The following is an 11,296-nucleotide window of genomic DNA, read 5'->3' as shown; positions in this document are numbered from 1 at the left end:
GATCGCCGCCATCGGCACGACGCTGAAGGTCGAACTCGACATCCAGGCCGTGCAGGGGGAGGGGCTGCCGCAGGCGTGACGGACGGCACGGCTCCGGGTGCACACAGATCGGAAGCCCCCTCGGGATCATCCCGAGGGGGCTTCCGACGTCAGGCGTCGCAGGGAGGGCTCATGCAGGTGCGTCGGAAGAAGGTATGCGGATGCCGTCGAGGGTCTGCTGGTGCATCTGGTCCACGGTCTTCTCGTCCGCCGCGTGACCGACGGTGGTGATCCCGATCACGTGGGTGTCACCGGCGATGTAGCAGCTGGAACCGACCAGGGGCGCGCTGTCCTTGGTGGAGAGGCGCGCGTCAACGGCGGGATGGCCGTCGACCGTGGTCTTCTCGCCGCTGGTGCTGGTGGCAGTCTTGCCGAATTCTTCGCTGAAGCCCTCGCGGAAGCCCTCAAGACCGAGGTTGGCATTGGCCGGGGTGCCGGGCACGTCGTAGACGGCGAGGATGACGAAGGTCCCGTCTGCCTTTTCCACCGAATACATGCGACCGGTGACGATCGAGCCGTCGTCGGCGGGCTCCGAGAATTCCTCGACCTTGGGCTTTCCGGGAAGCTTGAATTTGATGCCGCTGGGGGCGTCGGTGGTCTCCACCCACTTCTCGGCGGGATCGGCGACGGCCTGGTCATGGCCACCCTGCGTGGCCGAAATCGTGGTCATGGTGCCCATGTGCGGTGCCGCCGGTGCGGCGAAAGCACTGGTCGGCAGGAGGACGCCTCCTGCAACCACGGCGGTCGAGGCGGTGAACATCGCAAAGCGCTGCGTCCGGGAGCGGCGAGCCATTTAAATCACTTCCAATCGGAAAGGGTGAATAGCTTGTCGGGAAAGAGGGCCGTTTAATTTGATTCGTGAGATTCGAGCCCGTGGGTGTGTCTGAACCCATGTCCAAGTAGAGCCGCGGCGGCAATGCGCGTCATGCCCCTGGATCGCGTGACAGGGGAACTCGGGACTTGTCGGATGGTGGGTTTCCTGATAGGCGCGGCGCGGTCGTCGACCCGGGCGCTTTCGGTCCGCACCCCGCCCGCTGTCAGTGGCCGGGCCTACGCTCATGAGCAAGGGCACACGTGAGGGTGCGGCGATGCAGAGGGTGCAGGCGTGGCGATGCTCGGGGGTTCGGTGGCCGGCGGCCGACGGGCCCGTGCTGGTGTGGGACGGGGGGCGGAGAAGTGGGCTGACGCGGGGGAAGCGGGTGGCGTTCGCCGTCGTGGGCGGCGGTGCCCGGCGGTGCGTCGGGGCGCGGGGGCACGAGTGCCCGATAGGGGCGCGGGTGTCAGGGCGGAGTACGGGGGCGCGATGCGAGGAGTGCGGGCGTCTTGAGCGGGCGCATTCCGTCGCCGCCGACACGCTGCCGGACGATCCCCGACCGTATGCCGTCTATCTGGCCTGGTTCGGGCCGGGCATGGTCAAGGTGGGGATCACGGCGGTCGAGCGGGGGTCTGCGCGGCTGCTCGAGCAGGGTGCGGTGGTGTTCACCTGGCTGGGGCGCGGACCGCTGATGGCCGCGCGGCGGACCGAGGAGCTGCTGCGTACGGCGCTGGGTGTGCCCGACAGGATTCCGTACGACGCCAAGCGGGCGGTGCGGGCCTCGCTGCCGGAGCCGGCCGCTCGGGCGGCGGAGATCGCGCAGCTGCACGCCCGCGCGCTGCGGCTCGAGGGATGGCCGGAGTCCGTGCGGCGGGCGCCGTTCGAGGCGGTCGATCATGTCGGAGTGTTCGGGCTGGAGGGGCTGCCGCCCGCAGTGGGAGCCGTGTCCGAGCTCGTTGCCGGTGGTGTGGTGAGCGGTGAGCTGGTTGCTGCCGCCGGGCCGGATCTGCATCTGGCCACCGAGCGCGGTGTGGTCGTACTCGACACGCGGCTCATGGCCGGGTGGGAGCTGACCGGTGCGGGGGACGGCGTGGACGGACCGGGTCGACCGGGGGAACTGACGGTGCCGGTGCGGGAGTTCGGTGGTGTGCAGGACGGGCTGTTCTGAGCGCTGATGGCTCGGGCTCGCCTCGCCGCAGGCGGTAAAGAGATCGATCCCTTTCGGCTCCCGTTCGGAAAGTGACTGGACCGCGGGGATCGTCCAGCGCGACAGTCTGGCCATGACCAATTCATCCGTGAGGCCTGACGCCATCCCCGGGCCCGCTCCCCAGCCCGCCTTCGAGACCCCGTACTACGCCGTGGTCTTCACGTCCGTCCGCACGGAGGGGGACGGCGGTTACGGCGAAAGCGCCGAGCGGCTGGAGGAGTTGGTGAAGGACGTCCCCGGGTTCCTGGGGATGGACTCGGCGCGGACGCCCGGTGGGCTCGGCATCACCGTCGGGTACTTCCGCGACGAGGACGCCATCAAGGAGTGGCGGAGCAACATGGAGCACCGTGCCGCCCAGAAGCGTGGGCGGGAGGAGTGGTACGAGAGCTACACCCTGCACATTGCGAAAGTTGAGCGGAGTCATGGATTCCGCCGGTAGGTTGCGCAGCGCTCACCTCCGGCCGGGCTGACGCCTCGGCACGCTGCGCGCCTCACGCCGTATGCCGTTGTCGCACGGGACAGCAGTTCCCAGCTGTTCCCTGAGAGGTCCCTGTGTGTTTCTCAGGGAATTCACAGGTTCCCGAAAGGGTGCTCTCAGAGCGGCAGTCGAAGGTGTGCACCATGACCACGATCTCGCCCCAGGGGCGTACCGAACTACTGAGGCCGGACGGGAGCCCGGTCCGCGTGCTCGTCGTGGACGACGAGCTGTCGATCACCGAGCTGCTGTCCATGGCCCTGCGTTACGAGGGCTGGCAGATCCGCACCGCGGGCGACGGAACGGGCGCGGTGCAGACCGCGCGCGACTTCCGGCCCGATGCCGTGGTGCTGGACATGATGCTGCCCGACATGGACGGGCTCACCGTGCTCGGTCGGCTCCGCCGTGAATTGCCCGATGTGCCGGTTTTGTTCCTGACGGCGAAGGACGCCGTCGAGGACCGTATCGCCGGGCTCACGGCGGGCGGCGACGACTACGTCACCAAGCCGTTCAGCCTCGAGGAGGTCGTGGCCCGGCTGCGCGGGCTGATCCGCCGCTCCGGCGCCGCCGATCGGCGCAGCGAGTCCCTGCTCGTCGTCGGCGACCTGACCCTGGACGAGGACAGTCACGAGGTGACCCGCGCGGGCACCTCCATCCACCTCACCGCCACCGAGTTCGAGCTGCTGCGCTTCCTGATGCGCAATCCGCGCCGGGTGCTCAGCAAGGCCCAGATACTCGACCGCGTGTGGTCTTACGACTTCGGCGGCCAGGCCAACGTCGTCGAGCTCTACATCTCGTATCTCCGCAGGAAGATCGACGCGGGACGCGAGCCCATGATCCACACGCGGCGCGGCGCCGGCTATCTGATCAAGCCCGCGGCGTCATGAGCACGGCGCAGCAGCCGCGGTCGCGCAAGCTCAGGGGGAAGCAGCGGCAGCCGCGGTCGCTGCGTACACGGCTCGTCCTCGGGTCGGTCGCGCTGATCGCCGTCGTGTGCGCGGTGATCGGGACGGTGACGACGATAGCCCTGCACAGCTACCTGTACGCCCAGTTGGACAAGCAGGTGCACGACGTCGCGGTCATCTCCGGCAGAGACCCGGGCCCCGACCAGCCGGGCGAAAAGAAGACAGCGCCCGACCAGCAGACGCCAACCCTGGACTTCCTGGCCGGACCCGTGCGGGGGGACACGGTGGCCGCGCTGGTGTTGTCGGACGGCACCATCACCCGCGCCGCGAAGAGCGACCAGGACAGCGAAACCAAGATCACCGATCTCAACGAGGCGCAGAAGGCCGCTCTGCAGTCCGTGCCGCAGGACGGTAAGGCGCACAGCGTTCACATCCCCGGCCTCGGCGACTACCGGGTCGAATACTCGGAGCCCAACGGCACCCTGGTCGGTCTCCCCGAGACCGAGGTCCAGGGCACCGTCAGCACCCTGATCGCCGTCGAGGTCAGCGTCACCGCCGCGGGACTCGTCGCCGCGTCGATCGCCGGCGTCGCCATGGTCGGCGTCGCCCTGCGGCCCCTGCGCCGCGTCGCCGCGACCGCGACCCGCGTCTCCGAACTGCCGCTGCACAGCGGCGAGGTCACGCTGTACGAACGCGTCCCGGACTCCGAGGCCGACCCGCGTACCGAGGTCGGCCAGGTGGGTGCCGCGCTCAACCGCATGCTCGACCACGTCCACCGGGCGCTGGACGCGCGGCAGCACAGCGAGATGCGCGTGCGGCAGTTCGTCGCGGACGCCAGTCACGAGTTGCGGACGCCGCTCGCGTCGATCCGCGGATACGCCGAGCTGACCCGCAGAGGCCGCGAGGAGACCGGGCCCGACACGCGGCACGCCCTCGGACGCATCGAGTCCGAGGCGAACCGTATGACGGGGCTCGTCGAGGATCTGCTGCTGCTCGCGCGGCTCGACGCCGGACGCCCGCTCTCGTACGAGAGCACTGATCTCTCACCGCTGGTCGTTGACGCGCTCAGTGACGCGCGCGCGGCCGGGCCGACCCACAAGTGGCGCCTGGAACTGCCCGACGAGCCTGCGCTCGTGCTGGCCGACGCGCCACGGCTGCAGCAGGTGCTCGTCAACCTCCTCGCCAACGCGCGTACCCACACGCCACCCGGCACGACGGTCACCGCGCGCGTGCGTCGGCACGGCTCCTGGGTGTGCCTGGACATCGACGACGACGGGCCCGGCATCCCGCCGGAGCTGCTGCCGCGCGTCTTCGAGCGGTTCGCGCGCGGCGACTCGTCGCGCTCGCGCGCCTCCGGCTCCACAGGGCTCGGCCTGGCGATCGTGCAGGCCGTGGCAGCCGCGCACGGCGGCACCGTGACGGTCGACAGCGTGCCCGGACGCACGGTCTTCACCGTGCATCTGCCCGTGTACTACGAACCCGTCCCGCACTCACAGGCTGCCCACAGCCTCAGCACACAGGCATAACAGGGCAGTTGGCGAATCTCTGTGTCATGCGAACCGACTCTTCATTGGGCACCTCCCCCTCAGCGGGTGCTTTGCCGGCCCGGGAGCACATCCCGGCCGGTCAGGGCGGGGTGCCGGTACTCGACGTAGTGATCCCCGTCTACAACGAGGAGAAGGACCTCCAGCCGTGTGTGGAACGGCTGCACGACCACCTCGTCCGCACCTTCCCCTACCGCTTCCGCATCACGATCGCGGACAACGCGTCCACGGACAGCACTCCGCAGGTGGCGGCATGGCTGGCATCGACAATGGAGTCGGTCCGGCACTTCCGGCTCGAGCAGAAGGGGCGCGGCAGGGCGCTGCGCACCGTCTGGTCCGCATCGGACGCGCCGATCCTCGCCTACATGGACGTCGACCTGTCGACGGACCTCAACGCCCTCCTCCCGCTCGTCGCCCCGCTGATCTCCGGCCACTCGGACCTGGCGATCGGCTCGCGGCTCGCCCGCACCTCGCGCGTCGTGCGCGGACCCAAGCGGGAGTTCATCAGCCGCGCGTACAACCTCATCCTCCGCGGGTCGCTGCAGGCCCGGTTCTCCGACGCCCAGTGCGGCTTCAAGGCGATCCGGCGCGACGTCGCGCAGGTGCTGCTGCCGCTCGTCGAGGACACCGGGTGGTTCTTCGACACCGAGATGCTGGTCCTGGCCGAGCGGGCCGGGCTGCGCATCCACGAGGTGCCGGTCGACTGGGTCGACGACCCCGACTCCACCGTGCACATCGTGAAGACCGCGACCGACGACCTCAAGGGCGTGTGGCGGGTGGGCCGCGCGCTGGCCACCGGTTCCCTGCCGCTGGACCGGATCGCCCGGCCCTTCGGTGACGATCCGCGCGACCGGCAGCTGTCCGGAGTCCCGGGCGGCCTGGCCCGCCAGCTGGTCGGCTTCTGTGTGGTGGGCGTGCTCTCCACGCTCTTCTACCTGCTGCTCTACTCGCTCTGCCGCACCTTCTCCGAGCCCCAGCTCGCCAACGCGCTGGCCCTGCTGGTCTCCGCGGTCGCCAACACGGCGGCCAACCGGCGGCTCACCTTCGGAGTCCGCGGCCGCGACCGCGCCGTCCGCCACCAGGCACAGGGCCTCGTGGTCTTCGGCATCGGACTCGCCCTGACCAGCGGCTCCCTCGCCGCGCTGGACACCGCGACCGGCAACCCGTCGCACTCCACGGAGCTGGCGGTGCTCATCGCCGCCAACCTCGCCGCGACGGTGCTGCGCTTCCTGCTCTTCCGGGCGTGGGTCTTCCCGGACCGGCGTGACGACACGCCTCCGGCGCCCCGGCCCGCCTACGACATGTACAAGGTCCCCGCCGGCGTGGGCGCCGACCAGCCCTGGGACGCGACCGTGCAGCTGCACGCGGTGCGCCCGCACGACCACGATCCGAGGAACGTCCGATGACGACATCCGATATCCGCCAGCCGGGAGGCGTGGACCCCGCCTGGGGCCCGCCGGCCGGCAGCCCGCCGCCCGCAGGCGCCACCCCCGCGCAGGCGACCGTCCAGGCGCCTCCGGTACCCGGCGCGCCGCCTGCGTACGACACGGCCGAAGCAGGCGAGGGCCGCCCCAAGGACCCGTTCCTGCGGCGCGTCTGGCGCGGCCGCCCCGAGGACCCCCGCTGGGCGCGCCCCGCGTTCCTCGCGCTGCTGCTGGTCACCGCGGTGCTGTACCTGTGGAACCTCAGCGCCTCCGGGTACGCCAACTCCTTCTACTCCGCGGCCGTCCAGGCCGGCAGCCAGAGCTGGAAGGCCTTGTTCTTCGGCTCGCTCGACGCGGGCAACGCCATCACCGTCGACAAGCCCCCAGCCGCCCTGTGGCCGATGGCGCTGTCGGTGCGGATCTTCGGCCTCAGCTCGTGGGCGATCCTCGTGCCCGAGGTGCTGATGGGCGTCGCCACGGTCGGCGTCCTGTACGCGGCCGTACGCCGGCGCTTCAGCGCGGCCGCCGGGCTGATCGCGGGCGCCGTGCTCGCGCTCACCCCGGTCGCCGCGCTGATGTTCCGCTTCAACAACCCGGACGCGCTGCTCGCCCTCCTCATGACCGTCACGGTCTACTGCGTGCTGCGCGCCCTGGAGGACGGCCGCACCAAGTGGCTCGTCTGGGCGGGTGTCGCCGTCGGCTTCGCCTTCCTGACCAAGACCCTGCAGGCGTTCCTGATCCTGCCGGCGCTCGCCGCGCTGTACGCGGTGTGCGCACCGGTGAAGCTGAAGAAGCGCCTCGGCCAGCTGCTGCTGTCCGGCCTGGCGATGGTCGTCGCGGGCGGCTGGTGGGTCGCGATCGTCGAGCTGTGGCCCGCGTCCTCGCGGCCGTACATCGGCGGCTCGCAGAACAACTCCTTCCTGGAGCTCACCTTCGGCTACAACGGCCTCGGCCGTATCAACGGCGAGGAGACCGGCAGCGTCGGCGGTGGCGGCGGCGGTCAGAGCGGCGGCCAGTGGGGCGAGACGGGCATCGGCCGGATGTTCAACTCGGAGATCGGGAGCCAGATCTCCTGGCTGCTGCCGGCCGCACTGATCCTGCTCGTCGCGGGCCTGGCGCTCACCTGGAAGGCGAAGAGGACGGACGCCACCCGGAACGCGTTCCTCGCCTGGGGCGGCTCGCTGCTGATGACCGGAGTCATCTTCAGCTTCATGGCCGGCATCTTCCACCAGTACTACACGGTGGCACTCGCGCCCTACATCGCGGCGCTGATCGGCATGGGCGCGACGGTGCTGTGGGAGGAGCGCGCCAAGAAGTGGACGTCGTTCGCCCTGGCGGGCGCGGTGGCGGCGACGGCGATCTGGTCGTACGTCCTGCTGAACCGCACGCCGGACTACCTGCCGTGGCTGAAGTGGTTCGTGCTCATCGGCGGGCTGGTCGCCGCGCTCGGTCTGCTGGTCGCTACGCGCCTGGGCCGGCAGCTGGCGCTCGCAGCGGTGGGCCTCGGCCTGGTGACGTCGCTCGCCGGACCGACCGCGTACACCCTCAGCACGCTGAGCACCGGGCACACCGGCTCCATCGTCACCGCCGGTCCGGCCGGCGCCAGCATGATGGGCGGCCCGGGCGGTGGCCGGGGCGGCGGTCCCGGCGGCATGGGCGGCGGCGGCATGCAGCCGCCCGGCCAGAACGGCCAGACGGGTCAGAACGGCCAGACCGGTCAGCAGCAGGGCGGCGGCATGGGCCAGCCTCCCACCGGCCAGCAGGGCGGCGGCATGGGTCAGCCCCCGACCGGCCAGCAGGGCCAGAACGGCCAGACGCAGGGCCAGGGCCAGCAGCAGGGCGGCATGCCCGGCGGCGCCACGGGCGAAGGCCGGACGGGCGGCGCGGGCGGCGGCATGGGCGGCCTGCTCAACGGCGCCAACGTCAGCTCCGAGGCCAAGGCGCTGCTCGAGAAGAACGCCGATGACTACACCTGGGTCGCCGCGGCCATCGGCTCCCAGAACGCCGCCAGCTACCAGCTCGCCACGGGCGACCCGGTCATGGCGATCGGCGGCTTCAACGGCAGCGACCCGTCCCCGACGCTCGCCCAGTTCAAGCAGTACGTCGAGGACGGGAAGATCCACTACTTCATCGCGGGCGGCATGGGCGGCGGTGGCGGCAACAACGGCACCGCGTCCCAGATCAGCTCGTGGGTGGAGGAGAACTTCAAGACGGTGACCGTGGGCAGCGCCACCTTCTACGACCTGACCCAGCCCAAGAGCTGATCAGCGTCCGCGCCGCAGCGACAGATCGGCGATGACGGGGCGGTGGTCCGAGGCGAGTGTCTCGGCCACCGCCCCGTCGCGTACGCGGATGCCGTCGCCGACCGCGACATAGTCGATGCGCTTCACGGGATTCTGCGCCGGGAAGCTCAGACCGGCGGGCGCGGAGTCGGTCAGGTCCTCCCACAGCGGGGCGAGTTCGGGCGCGGACGGCTCGGCGTTGAGGTCGCCCAGGAGCACCTGCCGGGGGCAGCGGTCGTGCCCGTCGCAGTCCTCGGCCATGATCCGCCGGGTGTCGGCGACCTGGGCGGCACGGACGGACGGATCGGGCCGGTAGTCGAGATGCGTCACATAGACGTGCACCGGAACGCCCTTGACCCGCAGTACCACTTCGGGGAAGCCGGGGGCCGGCACGGGCACCGGGTTGGGGTCCTGCGTGGACAGCCGGGTGATCTCGTGGTTCTCGGCGCCCCCGATCGGATACCGGGACAGCACCGCGACTCCGTACTCGCGCCGTGGTGCGCCCTCCGCCGGGGGATCCAGGCTGTATATGGGCGCGAAATACACGTACATCCCCAGCCGCTCGGCCAGCTCACCGGCGAGATCGCGCCATCCGCTGCGCGCGCCCCAGTGCACGTCGACTTCCTGCAGGCCGATGACGTCCGCGTCCAGCGCGCGCAGCGCCGCCTCCTGGCGGTCGAGATCGAAGACGTTGTCCATGCCCGCTCCGGCATGGATGTTGTACGAGACGACGCGCAGCGGCACTTCTCGGCTGCCTCCCCCAAGCTCTCGGCTTCGCTCGAGCAGGGGGGACCCCCAGTCGGCGTGGGCGGGCGGTGCCGCGAGGGCGCCCAGGAGCCCGGCTGCCAGGGCCAGTTGAACTGTACGACGCGTTGACATGGCCTCTCCAGGTGTCGGAAGCGCGCAGAACGGTACTCCTCAATCGCCTTGTGCGCTGCGGAAGTCGGAGCATTCCGGCGTACGGCCGTGTGCTCGTCAGGGATGTCAACTCCTGCAGCCCGTCACGGCGCTGTTCGCGCAAGGACGCGGGCGAGACCCGTCTGGGGGGCGAAGTACGCGGCTGACCCGCATAGCATCGAGAAGGGGCGGACCAGTCGATTCCGGTCCGCCCCGGCAGATCCACGAGCTCTCAGGAAGGTGCCGCCATGGTGAGGGCAGCCGAGCGGACCAGGCGTCCGGCGCGGACCAGCGTCTGGCTGGAGGGCAAGGCGCCCCGCGGCGCCGCGGGGGCCTCCCGGGGCGGTGCGCCGAGAGGCAACGGCCAGCCGTCAGGGCTCGACAGGGATCGCATCATCGTGGCCACGGTCCGTCTGCTCGACGCGGAGGGGCTGCCCAAGTTCTCCATGCGCCGGCTCGCCGCCGAACTCGACGTCACGGCGATGTCGCTCTACTGGTACGTGGACACCAAGGACGACATCCTCGAGTTCGCCCTCGACGCGGCCTTCGGCGAACTACGGCTGCCCGACCCCGAATCGGGCGCGGACTGGCGCGACCAGCTGCGCGAACTCGCGACGGGCTACAGGGGCTTGCTCGTCCGGCATCCCTGGGTCTCCCCCCTGGCGGGGACGTTCCTCAACATCGGGCCGCACTATCTCGACTTCCTGCTCACGGTGCAGCGCGTGGTCCGTCGCACGGGGCTGCCGCCAGACGCCCTCGGTGGGGCCATTTCGGCGGTCTTCCAGTTCGTGTACGGCTTCGGGACGATCGAGGGCCACTTTGCGCGGCGGTGTGCCGCGGCCGGGATGAGCCAGGACGAGTACGTGCGGGAGGCCATGGCCCGGGTTGAGGGGACTCCCGCACTCGCTGAGCTCGTGCAGGAGTCCGCGGATCTTGTTGCGGCGCGGAGCGGGGGGACGGTTGAGGACGGGCGGGAGCGGGACTTCTCGTTCGCGCTGGATCTGTTGGTTGCGGGGATCGAGGCGAAGGTTCCGGGGCGGGCGTAGGCCCGCCCACAACGGTGAGGCCCGCCCACAACGGTGAGGGCCGGCCAGCTACCGGCAGGTGGCGCCCGCTACTCCGGCGGTGCCAGCCGGGCCGGAAAGCCGCCCGTGGCCACGGGTCCCCACCGCTCCGGCGTGACCCGGATGATGGACTTTCCCTGCTTGAGCATCGCCGCGCGGTACTCGTCCCAGTCGGGGTGCTCCCCCGCGATGTTCCGGTAGTACTCGACCAGCGGCTCGACCGAGTCCGGTGCGTCGACGACCTCGGCGGTTCCGTCGATCTGGACCCAGGGCCCGTTCCAGTCGTCGCTCAGCACGACGATGCTCACGCGCGTGTCCCGCTTCGCGTTCCGCGTCTTGGCGCGTTCCGGATACGTGGAGACGACGATGCGCCCCGAGTCGTCGACCCCGCAGGTGAGGGGCGAGGCCTGGGGGCCGCCGTCGGCCCGCCGCGTCAGGAGGAGGGCCCGGTGCCGGGGCCGTACGAAGTCCAGCAGCTCTTCCAGAGAGACTTTGGTGTTCGTAGCGATGTTGGGTGCCATAGCGGGCACCCTACGCCGGGCACCCCCCGAGACCGCCGCGTACGTCTACGCCTGCGGGAGTGCGTCGCCCTGCACGGCCTGGATGTCGAGTTCGACCTTGAGTGTGGTGCCGATGGCGGCGATG

Annotated in this window: 10 protein-coding genes; 7 read left to right on the top strand and 3 right to left on the bottom strand. The window is 70.6% G+C overall.

Going from position 1 to position 11,296, the window contains the following annotated elements; all coding sequences use genetic code 11:
* Positions 1 to 169 precede the first annotated feature (169 nt).
* Positions 170 to 799, bottom strand: a complete 630-nt coding sequence (locus ABT009_RS46815) for a hypothetical protein (protein WP_351309393.1) — start codon at positions 797 to 799, stop codon at positions 170 to 172.
* 328 nt (positions 800 to 1,127) lie between these two features.
* On the opposite strand from ABT009_RS46815, the gene ABT009_RS46810 reads away from it, so the two are divergent.
* From ABT009_RS46810 to ABT009_RS46785, 6 genes are all read left to right on the top strand, one after another.
* Positions 1,128 to 2,021: a DUF2797 domain-containing protein gene (locus tag ABT009_RS46810; RefSeq protein WP_351309396.1), complete on the top strand. Its 894-nt coding sequence runs from the start codon at positions 1,128 to 1,130 to the stop codon at positions 2,019 to 2,021.
* Between the two features lie 112 nt (positions 2,022 to 2,133).
* Positions 2,134 to 2,499, top strand: a complete 366-nt coding sequence (locus tag ABT009_RS46805; protein WP_351309389.1) for an antibiotic biosynthesis monooxygenase family protein — start codon at positions 2,134 to 2,136, stop codon at positions 2,497 to 2,499.
* A 182-nt stretch (positions 2,500 to 2,681) separates the two neighbouring features.
* Positions 2,682 to 3,422 carry a response regulator transcription factor gene (locus ABT009_RS46800; RefSeq protein ID WP_351309386.1) on the top strand — a complete coding sequence of 247 codons (741 nt, stop codon included), beginning with the start codon at positions 2,682 to 2,684 and terminating at the stop codon, positions 3,420 to 3,422.
* Positions 3,419 to 4,966 carry a sensor histidine kinase gene (locus tag ABT009_RS46795; RefSeq protein WP_351309383.1) on the top strand — a complete coding sequence of 516 codons (1,548 nt, stop codon included), beginning with the start codon at positions 3,419 to 3,421 and terminating at the stop codon, positions 4,964 to 4,966. The genes ABT009_RS46800 and ABT009_RS46795 overlap by 4 nt, the downstream gene beginning before the upstream one ends.
* A 26-nt stretch (positions 4,967 to 4,992) precedes the next feature.
* A complete protein-coding gene (locus ABT009_RS46790; protein ID WP_351309380.1) occupies positions 4,993 to 6,390 on the top strand; it encodes a bifunctional glycosyltransferase family 2/GtrA family protein in 1,398 nt (465 codons plus the stop codon).
* Positions 6,387 to 8,672: a glycosyltransferase family 39 protein gene (locus tag ABT009_RS46785; protein WP_351309377.1), complete on the top strand. Its 2,286-nt coding sequence runs from the start codon at positions 6,387 to 6,389 to the stop codon at positions 8,670 to 8,672. Before ABT009_RS46790 ends, ABT009_RS46785 begins: the two co-directional genes overlap by 4 nt.
* Here the strand turns inward: ABT009_RS46785 and ABT009_RS46780 are convergent, their stop codons facing one another.
* On the bottom strand, positions 8,673 to 9,569 hold the full coding sequence (locus ABT009_RS46780) for an endonuclease/exonuclease/phosphatase family protein (protein ID WP_351309372.1): 897 nt from the start codon (positions 9,567 to 9,569) through the stop codon (positions 8,673 to 8,675).
* 266 nt (positions 9,570 to 9,835) lie between these two features.
* On the opposite strand from ABT009_RS46780, the gene ABT009_RS46775 reads away from it, so the two are divergent.
* Entirely contained in the window at positions 9,836 to 10,633 is a 798-nt protein-coding gene (locus ABT009_RS46775) for a TetR/AcrR family transcriptional regulator (RefSeq protein ID WP_351309369.1), read from the top strand.
* A gap of 68 nt (positions 10,634 to 10,701) precedes the next feature.
* On the opposite strand, the gene ABT009_RS46770 is transcribed toward ABT009_RS46775, so the two are convergent.
* Positions 10,702 to 11,172, bottom strand: a complete 471-nt coding sequence (locus ABT009_RS46770; RefSeq protein WP_351309366.1) for a PPOX class F420-dependent oxidoreductase — start codon at positions 11,170 to 11,172, stop codon at positions 10,702 to 10,704.
* Positions 11,173 to 11,296: the final 124 nt, after the last annotated feature.

Source organism: Streptomyces sp. NPDC002896 (assembly GCF_040295225.1).
Taxonomy (GTDB): domain Bacteria; phylum Actinomycetota; class Actinomycetes; order Streptomycetales; family Streptomycetaceae; genus Streptomyces.
The sequence above is the reverse complement of the archived record's forward strand: the minus strand, read 5'-3'. Positions and strand labels throughout refer to the sequence as shown.

Excerpts from the sequence above, each read along its gene's own strand:
- ABT009_RS46815 (WP_351309393.1), bottom strand. The coding sequence starts at position 799 with ATGTTCACCGCCTCGACCGCCGTGGTTGCAGGAGGCGTCCTCCTGCCG.
- ABT009_RS46810 (WP_351309396.1), top strand. The coding sequence starts at position 1,128 with ATGCAGAGGGTGCAGGCGTGGCGATGCTCGGGGGTTCGGTGGCCGGCG.
- ABT009_RS46805 (WP_351309389.1), top strand. The coding sequence starts at position 2,134 with ATGACCAATTCATCCGTGAGGCCTGACGCCATCCCCGGGCCCGCTCCC.
- ABT009_RS46800 (WP_351309386.1), top strand. The coding sequence starts at position 2,682 with ATGACCACGATCTCGCCCCAGGGGCGTACCGAACTACTGAGGCCGGAC.
- ABT009_RS46795 (WP_351309383.1), top strand. The coding sequence starts at position 3,419 with ATGAGCACGGCGCAGCAGCCGCGGTCGCGCAAGCTCAGGGGGAAGCAG.
- ABT009_RS46790 (WP_351309380.1), top strand. The coding sequence starts at position 4,993 with ATGCGAACCGACTCTTCATTGGGCACCTCCCCCTCAGCGGGTGCTTTG.
- ABT009_RS46785 (WP_351309377.1), top strand. The coding sequence starts at position 6,387 with ATGACGACATCCGATATCCGCCAGCCGGGAGGCGTGGACCCCGCCTGG.
- ABT009_RS46780 (WP_351309372.1), bottom strand. The coding sequence starts at position 9,569 with ATGTCAACGCGTCGTACAGTTCAACTGGCCCTGGCAGCCGGGCTCCTG.
- ABT009_RS46775 (WP_351309369.1), top strand. The coding sequence starts at position 9,836 with ATGGTGAGGGCAGCCGAGCGGACCAGGCGTCCGGCGCGGACCAGCGTC.
- ABT009_RS46770 (WP_351309366.1), bottom strand. The coding sequence starts at position 11,172 with ATGGCACCCAACATCGCTACGAACACCAAAGTCTCTCTGGAAGAGCTG.